Annotated in this window: 18 protein-coding genes; 1 reads left to right on the top strand and 17 read right to left on the bottom strand. The window is 26.8% G+C overall.

Annotated features, from left to right (window positions below; all coding sequences use genetic code 11):
• The 11 genes from EGD97_RS10485 to EGD97_RS10435 all read right to left on the bottom strand — a co-directional run.
• Positions 1-97, bottom strand: a 97-nt coding sequence (locus EGD97_RS10485; protein WP_323052679.1) for a transaldolase family protein, incomplete at its 3' end; no start/stop codon positions are given.
• A gap of 313 nt (positions 98-410) precedes the next feature.
• Positions 411-1334, bottom strand: a complete 924-nt coding sequence (locus EGD97_RS10480; RefSeq protein WP_127837291.1) for a glycoside hydrolase family 43 protein — start codon at positions 1332-1334, stop codon at positions 411-413.
• Positions 1335-1346: 12 nt separating this feature from the next.
• Positions 1347-3098: a glycoside hydrolase family 2 protein gene (locus EGD97_RS10475; protein WP_078682601.1), complete on the bottom strand. Its 1752-nt coding sequence runs from the start codon at positions 3096-3098 to the stop codon at positions 1347-1349.
• Between the two features lie 15 nt (positions 3099-3113).
• A complete protein-coding gene (locus tag EGD97_RS10470; protein ID WP_078682600.1) occupies positions 3114-3944 on the bottom strand; it encodes a carbohydrate ABC transporter permease in 831 nt (276 codons plus the stop codon).
• Positions 3945-3949: 5 nt separating this feature from the next.
• Positions 3950-4846 (bottom strand): carbohydrate ABC transporter permease, encoded by an 897-nt coding sequence (locus tag EGD97_RS10465; RefSeq protein ID WP_078682599.1) that lies wholly within the window; start codon positions 4844-4846, stop codon positions 3950-3952.
• A 91-nt stretch (positions 4847-4937) separates the two neighbouring features.
• Positions 4938-6215 carry an ABC transporter substrate-binding protein gene (locus tag EGD97_RS10460; RefSeq protein ID WP_078682598.1) on the bottom strand — a complete coding sequence of 426 codons (1278 nt, stop codon included), beginning with the start codon at positions 6213-6215 and terminating at the stop codon, positions 4938-4940.
• Between the two features lie 428 nt (positions 6216-6643).
• Positions 6644-7564, bottom strand: a complete 921-nt coding sequence (locus EGD97_RS10455; RefSeq protein WP_078682597.1) for an ArsR/SmtB family transcription factor — start codon at positions 7562-7564, stop codon at positions 6644-6646.
• Between the two features lie 345 nt (positions 7565-7909).
• Positions 7910-9367: a glycoside hydrolase family 32 protein gene (locus tag EGD97_RS10450; RefSeq protein ID WP_127837290.1), complete on the bottom strand. Its 1458-nt coding sequence runs from the start codon at positions 9365-9367 to the stop codon at positions 7910-7912.
• A 13-nt stretch (positions 9368-9380) separates the two neighbouring features.
• Positions 9381-10223, bottom strand: coding sequence for a carbohydrate ABC transporter permease (locus EGD97_RS10445; protein WP_127837289.1), 843 nt, complete (start codon positions 10221-10223; stop codon positions 9381-9383).
• 1 nt (position 10224) lies between these two features.
• Complete coding sequence (locus EGD97_RS10440; RefSeq protein WP_228202013.1) at positions 10225-11127, bottom strand: carbohydrate ABC transporter permease; 903 nt, start codon at positions 11125-11127, stop codon at positions 10225-10227.
• Positions 11128-11190: 63 nt separating this feature from the next.
• Positions 11191-12495 carry a sugar ABC transporter substrate-binding protein gene (locus EGD97_RS10435; RefSeq protein WP_127837288.1) on the bottom strand — a complete coding sequence of 435 codons (1305 nt, stop codon included), beginning with the start codon at positions 12493-12495 and terminating at the stop codon, positions 11191-11193.
• Positions 12496-12940: 445 nt separating this feature from the next.
• Here EGD97_RS10435 and EGD97_RS10430 point away from each other — a divergent pair, with 445 nt between their 5' ends.
• Complete coding sequence (locus EGD97_RS10430) at positions 12941-13987, top strand: LacI family DNA-binding transcriptional regulator (protein ID WP_127837287.1); 1047 nt, start codon at positions 12941-12943, stop codon at positions 13985-13987.
• A 227-nt stretch (positions 13988-14214) separates the two neighbouring features.
• Here EGD97_RS10430 and EGD97_RS10425 read toward each other — a convergent pair whose 3' ends face one another.
• The 6 genes from EGD97_RS10425 to EGD97_RS10400 all read right to left on the bottom strand — a co-directional run bounded on the left by EGD97_RS10425 (position 14215) and on the right by EGD97_RS10400 (position 19575).
• Entirely contained in the window at positions 14215-14460 is a 246-nt protein-coding gene (locus EGD97_RS10425; protein WP_078682592.1) for a hypothetical protein, read from the bottom strand.
• A 31-nt stretch (positions 14461-14491) separates the two neighbouring features.
• Positions 14492-15514 carry an ATP-binding cassette domain-containing protein gene (locus tag EGD97_RS10420; RefSeq protein WP_078682591.1) on the bottom strand — a complete coding sequence of 341 codons (1023 nt, stop codon included), beginning with the start codon at positions 15512-15514 and terminating at the stop codon, positions 14492-14494.
• The gene (locus tag EGD97_RS10415; RefSeq protein ID WP_078682590.1) at positions 15504-16208 is read right to left on the bottom strand and encodes a GTP-binding protein; all 705 of its coding nucleotides are present in this window, start codon (positions 16206-16208) and stop codon (positions 15504-15506) included. Before EGD97_RS10415 ends, EGD97_RS10420 begins: the two co-directional genes overlap by 11 nt.
• 44 nt (positions 16209-16252) lie before the next feature.
• A complete protein-coding gene (locus EGD97_RS10410; protein ID WP_180376987.1) occupies positions 16253-17491 on the bottom strand; it encodes an ABC transporter substrate-binding protein in 1239 nt (412 codons plus the stop codon).
• A gap of 374 nt (positions 17492-17865) precedes the next feature.
• Positions 17866-18561: a M48 family metallopeptidase gene (locus EGD97_RS10405; protein ID WP_127837286.1), complete on the bottom strand. Its 696-nt coding sequence runs from the start codon at positions 18559-18561 to the stop codon at positions 17866-17868.
• Positions 18562-18741: 180 nt separating this feature from the next.
• Complete coding sequence (locus EGD97_RS10400) at positions 18742-19575, bottom strand: AIM24 family protein (RefSeq protein ID WP_127837285.1); 834 nt, start codon at positions 19573-19575, stop codon at positions 18742-18744.
• Positions 19576-19708: the final 133 nt, after the last annotated feature.

The raw sequence follows: 19708 nt of genomic DNA, 5'->3' as shown, positions 1-19708 counted from the left end.
CAATTAATGATGGATTTGTAGTTACTCCACAAATGACACCCATTTCATTAGCTTCTCTAATTTCCTTGACATTAGCAGTATCAATAAATAATTTCATTATAAACATCTCCTAATTTATATTTTTAATAAATTTAGCTCTTTATTTTCTATTTTTACTTTAATTTTTTTAAATTTATCCCTCCACATTCTAACCGAAATTGTTTTCATTTATCAATAATTTTATTTTACTATAATGGTGTAACTTTTTCAACTAATTTTAAAATGTTATTTAAAAATTTAAGTTTTTAAATTTTTAAATGATTTTTTAGTCATAAAAAAGCCTATGTTAAGTATATAACATAGGCTTAAATTTAAAGTTACTTTTTATATGCTAATATAAGTATATATTTTAATCAATAACTTTTAATGTATCATTTTCTTCTTTTAATGTAAAAAAACTTAGCTCTTTCCTTGCCATGAGGAGTATCAGGACTATGAACACATAACCTTAAATTTCCTTTAAAATCTACAAATAAACTAGGATGACCTGCATTACAATCAAGTAATAATTTATCGTCATTTGTCCATTTACTTTCAATCATCCCATTTTCTGAACGAGCAATAGCAACTGTATAGCCTCCTAATCCATTTTCACTATATCCTTTTATAGAATAACTTGACCAAAGCAAAAGTAATGTTCCTTTTTTAGTCTTATATATATATGGCGCATCAGTTAAATAACCTTGTTTTTCTATTCTATCATCATTAAATAGTCTTATCCATTTCATCTTTGAAGCATCCAAAATTTCATAAGCTTCTTGATTTTTTGCTTCTTTTAAATCCTCAGTCAATTTAAGAGCTTTAATTTTACCATTAAAAGTTTCTGTCCATTCATGAGAAAATATAATCCAAGGCTGATTATTACTGTCAACATATAAAGTTCCATCTAAACATTCTGCATTTTTTAATGTAACGGCACCATTACTGTATGGATAATATGGTCCTTCTGGTTTATCTGCAATCAATATTCCTGTTCCTCTATTTTCACCAATTCCACCTTTAAAAGATGCAAACATGTAGTATTTATCTTTATATTTATGAACTTCTGGTGCCCAATAGTTTCTAACTCCCCAAAACCCTTTTGGAGGGCTAAAAGCAACATATGGACCACTCCAGTTTTTTAAATCTTCTCCTATATAAACCTCAAAATATGGATCTATATCTCCTATACCATCAGCAAAAGTAGTTCCAAAAAGAAAATATTTTTTTCTCTCATGATCTGCATATACAAAAGCATCTCTAATATGAATATCTTCTGTTTTTATATTTTTTATTTTTCTTGCTCCAATTTTCATATTTTTCACCTTTTAATATACAATATTATGTCTATATTTTTCATTAATTCTTTTTATTTCTTCCAATTTACATTTTGGTTTTCTATCATAAGTTAACAGCCCATTTACTTCTTGCTCTACATCAGTAAGTTGTGTATAACAAAATCCAAATATAATATCAGAATTATATATTGCATCTATTATTCTTTCATAATCTTCTAAAAATTCTTCTTCGCTTGATACAGACGTGTATCCCCAGCCTTGTGGATGTTTTTTATCAAAAGCAATTCCTCCAAATTCAGTAAGCATAATAGGTTCTCCTTCATTTTTAAAACCGTTAGCATATATTCTTCTTCCTGCTGGTTGTGAAACTAATATATTTTCTTTATTTTGTAATGACTTTAAATAATATTGATATTTTTCATTTTCATATTTTGAACCATGATTATAATTGTGAATAGCACAAATATCTGTTTTTGTTAGCTCCCATCCATCATTTGATATTACAAGTCTTGTTTTATCTAAAGAATGAGTAAGATGATACATTGTAAGTGAATGATGCTGTTCCATCTCATCTCTTCCTACTCTAGGAATACCCCAACTTTCATTTAAAGGTACCCATGCAACTATACACGGATGATTATAATCTCTATTTATAACCTCAATCCATTCTTTTATTAATCTTTCAACTGCTACTGAACTATATTCTGCATTACTTGGCATTTCACCCCAAACAATAAATCCTAGCTTATCTGCCCAATATAAAAATCTTGGATCTTCAACTTTTTGATGTTTTCTACACCCATTAAATCCCATTTTTTTTGCAAGTTCTATATCTTTTTTAAAATCTTCATCATAAGGAGCAGTTAACAATCCTTCTGGCCAATAACCTTGATCTAATACAAGTTTTTGATAATATGGTCTATTGTTTAAATATACAATACCTTTTTCTGTATGAATTTTTCTCATTCCAAAATAAGTATATACTTCATCTAAAGTTTCATCATCTTTTATAAGTTTTATTTTTACATCAAATAAATTTGGATTTTCAGGTGTCCAACACCACCCAGAGCCATGATTAAATGTCCTAAATATTTTCTTATTAAATAAATCTATACTTCTTTTATTATATTTTTCTATTATATTTATAGTATCTTTTACTACAAGTTGTCCTTTAAAACTTATCGTAATCTCTGCTTCTAAATCTTTTTCAATCCTAGGCACTTCAAATTCTATACAAACTTCTCCTTTATCAATATCTGGCGTAAATTTAACATATTTTAAATTTATAAAATTTATTGGTTCTATCCAAACAGTTTGCCAAATTCCTGTTGTTCTTTTATACCAAATACTGCTTGGATTTTCAATCCAATATTGTTTCCCTCTTGGAATTGTCTCATCATCCCATGGATCATAAACTTCTACAATTAATTCTTCTTCATTCCAATTTAAATTTTTAGTTATATCAAATGAAAAACTTGTATGCCCTCCTATGTGTTCTCCAACCATTTTTTCATTTACATAAACCTTACAATGGTAATCAACTGCACCAAAATTTATTATTATAGATTTATCTTTCCAATTATATGGTATTTTAAATTTTCTTTTATACCAAACCATATTACATGGCTTATTATCATTTATACCGCTTAATTTAGATTGATAAGCAAAAGGAACATTTATTTTTTGCCAATCTTCATTCTCAAATCTAAAATCCCATTCACCATTAAGATTTAACCATTCTTTTCTAACAAAATTTGGTCTTGGATATTCTTTTCTATACATTGCTATAATCAACTCCTACTTTATTCCTGTATTAGTTATACCTTTAACTATATATTTATTAACTACTAAAAATATTGCTATTGCTGGCAATACAGCAATTACTGTTGATGCCATCATTTTTGCTGGATTTACAAAATTTGCTCCTTGTATAAGTCCTGCAAGACCTGTGGTTATTGTCTTCATTTCATTATTACTTACAACCAATGAAGGCCACAGATAATCATTATATATTCCAAGAAAAGTAATAACACCTAATGTCATTACTACAGGTTTAATTGATGGATAAACCACTTTTATTAGAATATCTATATATGAAGCTCCATCTATAGATGCTGCTTCTTCTAATTCTTTGGGAAAACCTATTAAAAAATTATAAATTAGATATACTCCTATTACATTTGCAGTATAAGGAAGTGTTAATGGTATATAAGAATTTAATAATTTAAATGTTTTAAAAATATAGTAAGAAGGAAATAATGTAACAATTCCAGGTACAGCCATAGCTGCAATAATAATTGTTAAAAAGAAACTTTTAAAAGGTACATTTAATCGCGCTAATGCATACGCTGCTAAAATATCTATAAATATTGTAAATAATGTCCCTATTACTGTTACAATAGCTGTATTGATAAGCCATTGAATAATTGGTGCTTCTGTTGTAGCAGAAAAAATACTTTTATAATTTTCAAATGTCCATATTTTAGGAAGTAAGTTTGCAGAAGCCATAGACTCTGAAAGAGTTTTAAAAGATGTTAAAATCATCCATATTAATGGTAACATAAATAATGTAGCTAATATTATTGCTATCAAAACTAATATTACAGTACTTATTTTTTTACTCTTCATTATCCTTACCTCCTAATTTCATCTTTTTCACGTGTTATAATCATCTGCAAAAAAGATATTAACATTATAATTATTCCCATCAATATAGCCATAGCCGAACCAGCTCCTAGCTGATTTAACCCAAATACAGTTTTTTCAATATTCATAATCAATGTAGTTGTGCTTTGTGAAGGCCCACCTGCAGTAATTAATTTTGCTTGACCATATAGATTAAAAGAAGCAATAGTTGTTGTTAAAATTACAAAAACTAATACATTTTTAATAGATGGATATATAATGCTTTTAAATTTATACCAAAAATTAGCTCCATCTAAAGAAGCTGCCTCATATAGTGATTGATCTATATCATTTAAGGAATTTATAAACAACATCATATTATAACCTATTGTCCACCATATTGTTGTAATAACTAAAGCAATCCAAGCATAAGGCTGTTTATTTAGCCAATTAATTGGTGAAGATATTATCCCTAAATTTATAAGAATGTTATTTATAAATCCTCCATTTCCATTAAATAACCATAAAAATATTGAAGCTACTGCAGTTACAGAAACAGAATAAGATATAAAAAATATTGTTCTAAATACAGGTTTTAATTTATTAGGTAAATTGTCTACTATTAAAGCTAAACATAAAGCAACTATTACAAGCGGTGGTACACTAATAAGAACAAATATTAGTACATTTTTTAAAGCTTTCATAAAAAATGCATTATACATATTACCAGATGTAAAAATATCTATATAATTTTTTAGTCCTATAAATCTATGAATTCCTGTTGAAAGATTCCAATTATTAAGACTTATCCATATGCCAAATATTATGGGTATCAACCAAAATATTATAAAACATAATAAAAATGGCAGTAAGAAAAGTATTGATTTAAATTTACTAATTCTCATATTGTCACTTCCTTCTATAAAAATTTAACAGCTAAAAATATATAATATACGTGAATTAATTTATATTAATTCACGTATATTATAATTAAATTTATTTAATACCACTTACTTGTTTTGCTAATTCTGTAGCATTTTTTAGTTCTATCATTAATTCATCTTCAGTTAAATTTTTTGTTGAAACTAGTTTATTAAATACTGTTTCATTCATATATCTAATTTGTTCCCCAAATTGGTATACATCTGGAGCTTGAACAAAAGTATCAAATTGTTGTTGATTATAATATGCCAATTGATATTTATCTTTATTTTTATTAACAAGTTCCATAGTTGCTTTGTGAAGTGGAGCCTGTCCTGCATCTGCCCAATTTATTAAATTCTCTGGTTTATACATATATTTAAAGAATTCAGCAATTGCCTCAATTTTTTTATCATCTGTTACTGTTTTAGAAACTGCTATTGTATGTCCATTTCCATAAACAGCTTTCTTTTGCCCTAATACAGGTATTGTTCCTATTCCTAAATCATCACCATATTTTTCTTTTGCTGCTCCATAAAACCAAGGACCTGTTAATGCGATTGCTGTTTGAACTGCTGCATTTTCTTTACTTTCTTTCATAAATGATTGAAATTCTCCATCTAATCCTAATCCTTCTGGTGAAATTTTATCTTTCCAAATCATATCATGAAATTTCATTAATGATTTCGCATATTCAGGTTGAGCAAAATTTAAATATCCATCTTTATCCAATTTTATTCCGTCTTGAGCAGCTATAGTGAGCATGTAAAACTCTACTAATCCTGAATTAGGAACTCCTAGTGCATATAAATTTTTATCTTTAGATTGAAGTTCTTGATTTATTTTTATTAAATCTTCATAATTTTCAGGTGCTTTACTTATAAGTTTTTTATTATAAAACATTGTCAACGGATGTATATCTAAAGGAATTGCATACAATTTACCATCTCTTGTTACAAGCTTTTCTGCTATTGGATGAAAATCTCCTATTTTTATTCCAGCTTTATCATATATATCGTTCATTTCTCTTAAAGAACCATCTTTTACATAAGTAGTTAAATTGTTAACATGCATAACTACTAAATCAAAATTATCTGCCTTAAACTTCGTATAATGATCTTTTTCCTGAAGTTCTTCAACAAAATATTTATTTTGCGATTTATTAAACCCGTCCGTAATTTTTTTCATGTATTCACCGTCGCCACCAGTAAATCCATTTATAAATCTTATTTTTATTCTTCCATCTGATGTAGTATTATTTTTACTTGTATCAGGTTTTTTAGGACTGCATGCTGCCAGTCCAACAGTCATAGCAGCTGTTAAAGCTAAACTTAATATTTTTTTGTAATTCATATTATATTTCCCCCCGTTTTATTAATAAATTATTTATATCAATTGCACTTTTAATGCAATTAACATCACTATTTAATAATTGAGTTAAAAGAAATTATTATTATACTTTTTGTTTTAAAACAATTTTTTTGTTTATTTTGGGAAAATAAAATTTGTTTATTTTTAAAACAAATTTTATGTTTTATTACATTTTTTTTGTTTAATTTAATTATAAAAAAACGTTTTCTATATGTCAATATATTTTTTAATTTTTATAAAAATTTTTATTAATGTTGAATTTAACAATCAATATAATTTTAACCTAAACTATATTCATATAATAATTACTTAATAAAATAAATTTATCAAGGATTAAAGCAAAAATTTTATCCTTGATAAACATAGTTAAAATTCAATATTAGTTTTTTATTTATGATAAATAAATTATTTTAATAATCTATTCTCATAACTATATGCTGAGGGTAATCTCCAAAATTATCTCCAAACAAATTCATTCCACCAATATTTTTCGCATCATCCTTAATTCCAATTCTAACAGAAATAAAATCATTTTTTTCTAAATCTAATTTATTTATATTTATATTAGAAACTTTTTTACCATCTATAAAAGCCCCTTCTTTTGTTATTCTCCATGTTTTTAACATTCCAAATTGCGTTGATCCATCTGACCACCATATTGGATTTAATTTTCCTCTTCTCCCTCCAAAATCACCTGGGCTAGTCCAAGTACCACATTCAATTCCATTAACCCACATTGTTATATCTGAAGGCCACTCATTTCTAAAATTTGGTGCTTCAGAACAAACTTCTACTGATATCTCAATCATTTTAGCTTTAACTTTTTCCAAAACAGTATTAGGAAATCTATATTCTAAATATCCTTTATGAAACCAAATTAACTGTGCATTAATTCTTAAAGGATCATAAAAGCTTCTTGGATCATCTTCTACACCTAAATACCCTTTATCTGTTACAATACCACAAGTTGGATATGCTTTACAGTCTACATAACTTCCTATAGGCATATTTATATAATAAGACTTATCACTTGAAGGCTTAGAAGACTTTAATATAATTTGTATAAAATCTCTTTTTCTACTACATAGTTTCATAGAGCCTCTAGTTCCTGGCTGAAGTTCTGTATGGATAAGCCCTGCTTCTTCTAAAATTTTAACATTAACTGCAGCTGTTGAAGCAGGTATTCCTAAACATTCAGAAATTTCATTTACATTTAATGAATTAAAATTTAAAAGTTTTATTATTTCTATTCTTATCTCTGATGCCAAAGCCTTAGCAACAGTATATAATTCTTCAGGTTTTTCCAAACTAAGCTCAATTTCTTTAGACATAATCACCTCTCCTTTAAAAATTTATATAACAGTTATTTTATTTTAAAACATATTTATTAGTATTTTATTATAACCATATATTAATTTAATGTAAATATAAAAATATTTATTATTTGATAATAAGTTTATAATATATAAAAATTTATATTTATATACCATTATTATAAATTTATTTATGACTTTAAATTTTAAAAGAAGTATGAAGGCAATTTTAATAATTACCTTCACACTTCTTTTATTTTTATCGTTTTATATATTTTTTATTTTCTTAAATAAAGTAATTTATAAAAAGTAATTTATAATATTATAAATTTTTAGTTAGTTTTCTAATAATCATATAAAATTTCACTGTACTTTTATTGAAAAACATTCAAGTTTATGAATTTTTGCACTCCCTATAATACTTATTTCCATTAATGATTCTGTATTTTGTGGATAAACTCTTGCACTCAATACACGTCTACCACCATCTAAAAATATTTCAAGTGCTGAATTGTCTAATATAATATCTATTTCAAACAAATTATTTAAGTTTAAAACATCCGTTTTACGATAATCATCTTTTAAATAACAAGAATTTTTTCTATAAAGAGTAAATTGATTATCTTTATATGTTAAAAAAATGTTTTCTGAATCTGTAGGATATACTTGTATATTAATTTTTGTATTTTCTGTAATATTTATTTTACATTTTATTCGCATTGCAGTTTTAAGCTTAAAAGTTTTATTAAAATTATCTACGCTTAATTCTTTAATTTCTTCAACCAATTTACAATATTTATCTATACTGCTAACTGGTTTTTGAATTAATTCATTATTCTTAATTGATAATTCACGTGGAAGTATCATTGCTCCTGTCCAGTTAAGTCCCATTTCATGTGTTGGCATAGTATGTCCCCATATTTCCATCCAAGCAATCATAATTCTTTTCCCATCTGGTGAAATAGTAGACTGAGGAGCATAAAAATCTAACCCATGATCTATTTCTCCGTATTTTTCCATAATAAATTTACCTTCACTAGAATTAAATGTACCAATCATCCAAATAGAACTACTTACATTTTTATATCGTTCTCCTTGAGAATTCATTGCAATTGGAGAAATAATAATTACATCTTTATCGTCCAAATGAAACATATCTGGGCATTCCCACATGTTTCCAAAACGTTCATCACCTTTTAACATAACTGATTTAAATTTCCATTCAATCAAATCTTCCGATTCAAAAAGCAGCAACTGACCTATTCCCTGTGTTGTTTTAGAACCAACAATGCAAAAATATTTATTATCAATTTTTATAACTCGTGGATCTCTAAAATCACTTATAGACATATCATCAGTAAATAGTTCATTTTTTATCACCGGATTATTAGAATATTTGTCAAAATTTACTCCATCATTTGAAAAAGCAATACACTGAGTTTGATTTACTAAATTTTTATAATTATTTGGGTGTACATGTCCCGTATAAATCAAATAAAGTTTCCCCTCTTTTTCTATGGCACTCCCTGAAAAGCATCCATCTTTATCGTAAATTTCATCAGGAGCCATAGCTATTGGAAGATGATACCATTTTATTAAATCCGCGCTTACTGCATGGCCCCAATGCATTGGACCCCAAATTGTATCATAAGGATAATGTTGATAGAACAAATGATATTGTCCATTGTAATATATAAATCCATTGGGATCGTTTATCCATCCACATACAGGTGTAAAATGGAAATTAGGTCTATATATATCTATATTTTCGCATTTTTTACTCTCTTTATATTTGTTAGCACGTTTTAATAATTCACTCATTAAATTCCCTCCACTATTTTATGCCTACACCTGCTAGTCCTTGAGTAACATATTTTTGCATTGTCGCATAAATTATAATCATTGGTATTGTAGCTATAGTTAATGCTGCCATAATTTGGTCCGTAAATACTGGTTGAGTATTAAATATAACATTTATAGCTACTTGAATAGGATATTTTTTGTCATCTGTCATAACCATTAAAGGCCAAACATAATCATTCCATGACCAAATAAATGTCATAACCGCCGCAGTAGCATATATTGGTTTTGATAACGGAACAATAACTTTAACAAATATTTTTGCAGTTGAAGCTCCATCTATCTGTCCTGCTTCTTCATATTCTTTTGGTATTGTATCAAAAAATTGCTTAAATAAATAAATTAAAAACATATTAGTTATTGATGGTAATATTAATCCTGCATAAGTATTCGTAAGCTTTAATCGATGTATTATTGTAAATAAAGGTATTGTAGTATTCTCTAAAGGCACAATAAGCAGTGCAATAATACCAGTTAATATTAAATTTTTTAAAGGAAAATTATATCTAGATAACGCATATCCTGCCATAGAATTTACTATTAAACTTGAAATAACAGTTATACTAGCATATGCTAAACTATTTACTACAGGTCTTATAATATTAAACCTATCAAATAATTTATAATATGCACTAAACCATTCAGAAGGATTTCTTGCTGGTAAAAAAGTAGCAAGAGAAGTCATATCTTTAAATATATTATTTTCAGTTTTCATTGAATTAACAATCATCCAAACTAAAGGAGCTACAAATAAGATTGCAAATACTGTTAATATAATATATTTTATAGTTTCAATTATTATTCTTTTATGTGTCATTTTACTGCTCCTTTCCTAACTTAGATTGAAGAATTGATATTGGAAGAAGAATTATTGTAAATGTTAATGCAATAGCACTTGCATATCCAACATATCTAAATTTATAACCTACATTAAATATATGATATACAATAGTAAGAGTGGAATCTAATGGTCCTCCACCTGTCATAACCATAGGTTGTACAATAAGCTTAAATGCAGAAATTATTGTTGTAACTAATACAAATACAGCTACAGGCCTTAGGCCAGGTAAAGTAATGTAAAGAAATTGTTTCCACTTGTTTGCTCCATCAATATCAGCTGCTTCATATTGATCTGTTGGTATATTGCTTAATCCAGCAAGGAAAATCATCATTTGGAAACCCGCCCCCTGCCAAGATGAAATAAACATTATAGTTGGCATTGCCTGCTTTGGACTTGATAGAAATGGTTGTGCAGGTAATCCAATTGATTGAAGTAAGGTATTTATAAGTCCTCCATTAGGTGAGAGTAACATATTCCATAGTAATGATAAAACTACCAATGAAATAATATTTGGTGCATAAAAAGCCGTTCTGTACAATGTATTAAACTTGAATTTTTTATTAACCAAAACAGCTAAAATTAATGCAGTCCCTAATTGTACAGGTATTACCATAATAACAAAATAAGCTGTATTTATAAATGCTTTAATTACCATAGGATCCTTAAGCATAGTGCTAAAATTCTTTAACCCTACAAATTTAGTTTCATTTGGAGTTAAAAGATAATAATCTGTAAAACCATAAATTATAGATAATGCAATAGGAAGAATTATAAATAAAGTCCCAAGTACTAATGCTGGCAAGAGAAATAAAAAAGCTTTTGTAACTTCTTTTTTATTATATTGTTTGAAATATGTCATTATTTTTTTATTTAGCCTCAATTAACTCTAACCTCCTATAATAAAACTCAAAGGTGAGATATCTCACCTCTGGTATTATGATATTTATTTCTTTATATTACTATTAATAAATTTAACTCCATCATCTAGTGATTGTTTTACATCTTTTCCGTTGAATATTCCTTCTATAGCTCTTAAAAATCCTTCTCTAAATATTGGATAATTAGGTGTAACTGGTCTTGGATGGGCTGTATTAACGTTTTGTTGAACTAACATATTCATTATTGAATCATCTTTATATAAATCAGCAAGGGATTTATGAGATGGTAAATTACCTGTTGTCTTAGAGAATAATTTTGATGAATCTACGTTAGTCATCCATTTAACAAGTTCAGATGCAGCAGTTTTATCTTTGGAAGATGTTGTCATTCCGAATCCCCATGAACCTGAAGCTGTATATCTAGTATTATTCCAATTATCTGATACTGGCATTGGCATTACTCCCCACTCAAAATCAGGTTTACTTCCTTCAGTTCTTAGGCTGCCTACTTCCCATGGTCCGCTTAAGTACATAGCTAAATTTTTAGCCCTAAATTCTTTACTTTGATCTATTTGAGTTACTGGTAATAATTTTTCTGAAGCTAATTTTGCAAGGAATTTGCCAGTTTCTACATTTTTATCTGAGTTAAAATTTCCATCAAACTTTCCATCTTTATCAATAACATCTCCACCATTTGACCAAAAGAATGGAAGGAACGCATATGGTGCCCATTCTGTCTTCTCCCAAGCATTCATATTAAATGGATATTTAACTCCTATAGCTTGAAGCTTTTTAGCGTTATCTTCAAATTCAGTCCATATCCATGGTTTTTCAATTGTTGCAGGTGTTATTCCCGCTTTTGTAAATAAATCTTTATTATAAAACAATCCAACCGAAGTTTCAGCTGGTGATAAAGTATACAATTTACCTTGATAAGTTCCTTGTTGAATTATTGAATCAACATAACTTGATTTTTCTTCCTGTGAAACATAATCATCAATAGGTGCAAGTACTTTTGCTTCAGCCCATGCTGCTGTATCAGGTCCATCACTAGTTAATACATCTGGTAATGAATTTGAAGCTATTGCAGCATTAACTTTATCATTATATCCACCACCAGAATTACTTCTAGGAATATACTGAATTGTTGCTTTATACTTTCCGTCAAACTTTTTATTAAATTCATCTATCCTCTGCTGATATACTTTTGCATCAGGTGTATCATTAGATACATGTGTCCAAACAATTATATTGCTTACCTTATTATTTCCAGCATTTTGTTGATTATCGCTATTACCACATCCAGCTAATACTGTTGTTGCTATAATACTTACAGTTGATATTAAAGCAATTAATGACTTTTTTTTCATGTTTATCCCCCTATCATAATAGAAATATAGATAAAATTTAAAAATCGTTTTCAGTAAAAATGAAAAATTCTTTTTTATCTTCACCTCTTTTCACATAAAAATATTGTTTACATTTAACAAAAAACTAATAAACATCTCCCTTCTTAAGGTTTACATTTGCACACATGTAAGTTTTTATTTAGGCTTATCTTGATTTAATTTTATCAAGTAATGCTTCAAATGTCAACTTGTTTTTTGCATATTTATAACTTTATGATATATTTTATGTTTACATTTGCACATATAATATTGACTTATTTGGTTAAATATATGGTTTTATCAAAGCTTATCACAACTTTAAAAAATATATTTTTGTTTTTTTTATTGAATTTCGTTTCAAATTATTGTACATTAACATAAGGAAAGCTTTGTATTTGCATCTAAGCATAAGGGAGGGAAGCTTTAAATGAGTAAACCAAAAGTTACAATACAAGATATAGCAGATTCATTAAAATTATCTAGGAATACTGTTTCAAAGGCTTTAAATGGAAATAAAAATATAGCTGAAGAAACAAGGAAAAAAGTTATAGAAGAAGCTATTAAATTAAAATATAAACATTTTGCATTTATGAATACTGAAAATTTAACTGCACAAAAAAAAGGTGGTAATATTGCTCTTTTTACTAACCATTTGCCCACCGGATCCCATTTTGGATCTATGTTATTAAGTGAACTAGAAAAAAAAATCAGTGCTGAAGGTTATAATTTATCCATTCATATATTAAGAGATACTGAAATTAATGCACTTGCACTTCCTAATAATTTCGAATTAAAAAGCGTAGATGGAATTGTTTGTATAGAGCAATTTGATAAAAAATATTCTCAATTAATTAGTAGTTTAGGAATACCTACAATTTTTATAGATTGTACAGCAGATGTATCTTACAATGAATTAAATGCAGACATATTATTGATGGAAAATATGCATAGTACATATTCAGTAACCAAAAAATTAATTGAGAATGGATACAATAAAATAGGCTTCATTGGAGACTATAATCACTGTAAAAGTTTTAATGAAAGATGGGTTGGTTTTAATAAAGCATTATCTGATTATAATATAGAACTTAATTTATCTTATTGTATATTAGATAGTGATCAATATCCTTATAATGATTTTAATTGGATAAAATCTAAATTAGATACTATGAAAAATCTCCCTTCAGCATTTATATGTGCTAATGACTTCATTGCAATAAGTACTATGAAAGCTTTAAAAAATAAAAATATTACTATACCTGATGAAATCGCAATTTGTGGTTTTGATGACTCTCCAGAAGCAAGTATTGTTGAGCCAAGTTTAACAACAGTTCATATATTTAGTACTGATATGGGAATTATTGCTGCTGAAATGTTAATTTCAAGATTAAAAAATCCATCAAAACCTTATCAAATAACTCATGTAAAAACTAAACCAATATATAGAAAATCAACTAATATAAAATTTAATTAGTATAAAAATTATTAAAGTTTAAATTTATCATACAAAATTATCTTTTTCACATAAAATTACTATTCTAAAATATTTATATAAATTTATAAATTTAAAAGCCATACATAATTTAAGATAAATTTCTTTTTTATGTACGGCTTTTTATTTAAGATAAAATATATTTCATACTCTTATTATTATTTTTTAGAGTATATTTATTCTTTTGTTTGATGTCTATATGATTATTTTTAATAATCAATTCCTGCTGGCATAACATTTTTTGCATCAAATGCATGACAGGGAGTTACTCCATAAACCATACCACATTTGGGACATTTATCTTCAAAATAATTCATTTCAAAAGTTTCTCCACATTCTTCACATTTTATATTTAAAGGCGCAGGCATAGATTGGGTTGCATAACCCATTTCTCTTATTTTATCTACTACTTTTTTACCATCATCAAAAATTTCTACACAACCTTTATGTTCCATAAAATTCCCTCCTGATTTTATTTTAAATTATTTATAAAATATCTGTATTTATAATTTTTTCTCCATTTCTAAGATTATTTCTCATATTCTGAATTACATTATCTATTTTTTCAAGTTTTAAAAGTATTGCCTTCTCTTCTTCACTTGTTTCTATAATTTTACTTATACCACCATTTTTTATTACAATTCTTTTATCTGCCATTAATGCTAAAGTAGGATCGTGTGTAGCCATTAAAACAATTTTTTCTTTGCTTACTAATAAATTTAATGCTTTTTTCCTATCTATACCTGCATTTTCAATTTCATCTATTAATACTATTGGTGATGAACTTAAAATAGCTGTATCTGATATCATTAATGCTCTTGATTGTCCACCGCTTAAATTTGTTACAGGTGTATTTAAATCAAATTTTTCTCCTGATAAATTATTAGCAGCCTCTATTATTTTTTTTATTACTTCTTCTTCATTTTCTATCATTCTACTTTTGGCATGAAGCTCTAAAAATTCTCTAACAGTTAAGTCCATCACAAAATTCATATTTTGTGAAAGCTGAGCTACAAGCCTATTATTTGAAGAAAATCTTAATTTTTTATCTGGTATTTCATCGTTAATTAATATTGTTCTTCCAGTAGGCGTATCATTTTGAGCAACCCATTCAATATCTGCAAGAAGCCTGCTTTTACCTGCTCCTGTAGGACCAACAATAGAAATAATTTCACTTTTATTTATTTTTATTTTTTCAAAGCCCTCTTTGTTCCCGCTTTTATCTCTACCAGCTATAATAGTTAAAGATTCTATGCTCTTTTCTTCTTTTATTCCTAAAAACTCTATCATTTGATTAATATATTCAACAAGACCTTCAATAAGCTTTTCTGTATCAATAGCCCAAGTCTCAATGTCTTCTTGAGAAAAGTGATTTATATATTCTTTAAATGTATTATTTTCAAAACCTTCAATGTTTAATTTATTATCAGCAAAATAATTTATTATAAATGGATATTTTTGTTGTAATTCCTTTAATGAAGTTCTTTCTAATATTTTATTATTTATCATTTTCATCACCTAATTCTATTTTTCTTACATTACCCATCTGATAATCTTCTCCTATTCTTGTTTCACCAAGACAGTAAGAACACAAAGCTGAAGGCATAGGAAATTTAAGTTCTCTTCCTTGAACAGTATCTATATTAACATTTTCATCATAAAGAAGTGTACTTAATTCATAAGCTCCTTGACCAGTTAATCCATTAATGTTCATTATAACAGCTTTAGGATTTACAGAATTTACTTTAGATGCAAATACTTCTCTCTCTGCTTGAGATACTATATCTCCTTTGGTTATTACAACAATATCTGCAGATTTTAACATAGGCCCTATTTTCTTAGGAGTATTGATTCCACTTAAATTATCAATAACACAAACAGATTTTATACCTCGAATATAAGGTGAACACCTATTACATAATCCTGCACTTTCAGTAATTAAAAAATCTAAATTTAATTTTTTACCCCACTGAACTACTTCTTCTATATTACTTACAAAATAATGATCAGGGCATAGAGAACCAGATAGTCCTTTTTTTACAGGTATGCCTGATTTTTCATATAAAATATCATCATCTGTATAAAGGCAATCAAATTTAACTACCCCAACAGAAATGTTTCTTTTTTTCAAAGCTTCTATTGTTTTTAATATAATTGAGGTCTTTCCAGAAGATGGAGGACCTGAAATAGTTACTAAATTCATAATTTTACCTCCTTTTTATCTCTATTACTATAAAAAGTATAATTTTATAAGTGTAAAATAGATTCATTAAATATTTTTTCACATTCTTTAATTATTTTACCTATATCATTATTATTTAAATAATCCCATCCTATCCACATATATTTATAATCTTTCGGTATCATATTGTCTACATAAGGATTAACACTCGGCATTTTGCCATTATATGCTAATATTTCCCCTACTTCTTTTGAAGCAAAAAAATCAACAAATGGTTTTATTTTATCTTTTTTAGATTTTTTACTTAGCATAAATATAGGACTTATAATAGCTCCATCATCAGGCCATACAGCTTTCATAGGTCCAGCATTTTTTGTCATCCATGTGAAAAAATAAGGCATTATGCTAACTACTGGTTTAGTTGATTTTTTTATATGAGATTTTACCATTTGAGATGGATGCATACTTTTCAATAGACTTCTTCCTAATCTTTTAATTCCATCTTCTCCATATTTTTTATATATATTTAAAAGAATAGAATTAAATAAATCAAAATCTCTAATAGGTAAACTAACTGAATTTTCAAATTCAGGCTTTAATATATCTTCCCAGCTTTTTGGCATTTCTCTACCATTTAACTCATCTATGTTTATAAGAAAAACTGCAGGTGCTACACCAATCATAGAATATTGACCATTTGGATCTTTAAGATTTATATATTCATTATCAAAATCTTTATTTAGTTTTTCAAATCCTGTTATATCTTCAAAAATACCTTTAGATTTAAATTTACCCATTAAATTGTTGTCAAAGAACAAATCAAAACCAGCAGATATAAATAAATCTGATAAATCTTCTTCTGACTCAGCTTTTTTTATAGATTCTTTTAACCAATCAACTCCACTAGAAGCTGCCTTAAGTTCATAATCAACAGTAATGTTTAATTTGCTACCAATATCATCCATCCATTTGCTAAATGCATCCATTAAAGGAACTCTTACAGGACAAGGTAGTATCCCATCAATTTTAACATCACTTTTAACTTTTTTTGCTTTCTGAATTAATGCTTGATCCACAGCATTCTTTTTTTCTTCAATTATTTCTACTAATCTCTCGGTAAATGTATTTACATTTATCTTTTTAGTAAGTAATGCCATTTCTAAAGAAATTGACTTTCCTATAACTTCTCTCTTTTTTTCATCCTTCATGTTCTCAAAACCAATAGAAATGAATAAATCTAATGTTTCTGGATATTTTTTAGTAATTTCATACAGTGAATCTTTTATATCAAAATATTTATTCATAATAATTAATGCCTCCTAATAATCTATAATTTCCCTTTAATTCATGATATTATTTTAATTCCTTTTATATATTTTTTCAGTAACCTAAGTTACAATTCAAAAATAATTATTTTTTATAAAAATAAAAAGACGATTAAATAATTAACCGTCAATTATTATTATCCAATTATCTGCTTGTACCTTATAAGTATATCCAAGTGTATTTCAATTAATTATGTTATCAAAATCCCAAATATAATATTCATTATACGCCGAATTAGCATATATGTAATATTTCCCATAAAAATTCTTTAAAATAAAGAGATCAGTTAAAAATATCAATATTTGATATATTATATAAAGCGTTATCTTTAATACTATTTACTACATTATTCTTAATTTATTAAGTCATTAAGTTCCTTTTTAATTTCTCTCCAATTAGGTATAAATTTATCCATATACATATAAAATATTTTATTGTGATATCTTTCCAGTAAATGAACCATTTCATGTACTACAACATATTCTAAACATCTTTCGCTTTTCTTTGCAAGCTCTAAATTAATCCATATTCTTTTATCATAAATATTACACGTACCCCATTTAGTTTTCATTAGTTTAATACCAAAAGAATCAACTTTTACACCTATAATCTTTTCCCATTTTTCTATTGTATTTGGAATTTTAGCTTTAAGTTGTCTTCTATACCATTCCATTAATACTTTTTTTCTTTGCTCTAAAGTAGCATTTTCGCGAACATATAAATCAATATATTTTTGATTACGTATTTCAACTTTCTGCTTTTTATTAGTATGTATAACATTTAATAAATATTTTCTTCCTTGATAATAATGATTTTCTCCTGATATAAATTCCATTTTAAATTGTTTTTCTTGTTTCTCCAATTTAGAAAGTTGTTTATTTATCCAAGGTAACTTAGAAATTGCAAAAGTTCTAATAGCATCATCACTAATCTTTTTGGGAGCTGAAATTTTTACTTTCCCATCCTGTGGATGTACTGATAGGTATAAATTTTTAATATTCTTTTTTATCACATCAATTTCAATGTCTGAAACAATTATTTTATGCATAATAATATTCCTCTTGAACTTTATATTTCTATTTTCAAATTAAATAATCACCATAATAAATTTTTTATAAATATTCAACATAAAAAAACACTTCTTCTTGAAATATTAGGACTTTTATATATCCAAATTTTTATCAAGAAAGAGTGCTTTTTATTTATAAATTATATAAAATTAAATAATTTAAACCTTAGTATTAGAACTTCCACCGGGATTGGTCATTCTTGATAATCCTGAAAATTTTAACTTGTTATATACATACTGTGTTGGAGCAACCCAAACTTCTCCACTGCCTCTAAACACATTCAAGAAACCTTCTCCGCTTGTTGCTGAAGACAATAAAGACTTAGATGATTTTTCAACCGTAAAATCAACACCCTTACTTCTTAACAAAGCAAAGTTTCCATCTACTTTTAATGTTTCATTATTTAATGTATATTTAATAATTTCACTTTCAGGAACTGGAATCTCTAAAAGAACAATACCTTTCCCTGTAAGCTTTGTTTGAAATAATCCTTCATTTCCAAAAGCTGCAGATAAATTTTTTTGCATATAAGCACCAACTTCTACAGAATCTTCACAAGCATAAAACAATCCATCATCTACTACTATCTCTTCATTTTCTAAAAATATTAAAGCATAATGACCAAAACTTGGTTCTAAAAATATTTCTCCATTTCCTTTATATCTAGGCTTAAAAACTGTTTCTCCACTTACCTTGCTAGCTAAAAACTTTTTCCCAAGTCCTAAAATTCCCCCCATATTGCTATCTATATCAATGTTTCCCTTTAAAAAACTTAAAGCCCCTGCTTCTAATTTTACACTTCCTCCTTTTAAGGTAATTTTAGCTTGCTTTAATTTTATGTTTGCATCATTCATAAAAGAAAGCATTACAGCACTTTCCACATCTTTACTTCCATTTAAAGCTTCATATTCTAATATTTCAAAACTGACATTTTCCCCTTCCATTTCTGATATTTTTTTAAAATTGTTTTGAAAGTTAATATTTGCCTTCATACAATTCCCCCTATTAATTTGTTATTAATGATTCATTCTATCATATTTATGAACTATTTTCTATAATTCATAATTTTAGCATTTATATAATTAAATGCTATTTATTTGCATTTTATGTTAACTAAAATTAAAA

Origin of the sequence: Clostridium prolinivorans (assembly GCF_004011155.1) — a bacterium.
Taxonomy (GTDB): domain Bacteria; phylum Bacillota; class Clostridia; order Clostridiales; family Clostridiaceae; genus Clostridium_AT; species Clostridium_AT prolinivorans.
Note: the sequence above shows the minus strand (reverse complement) of the source record. Positions and strands in the feature narration are given on the sequence as shown.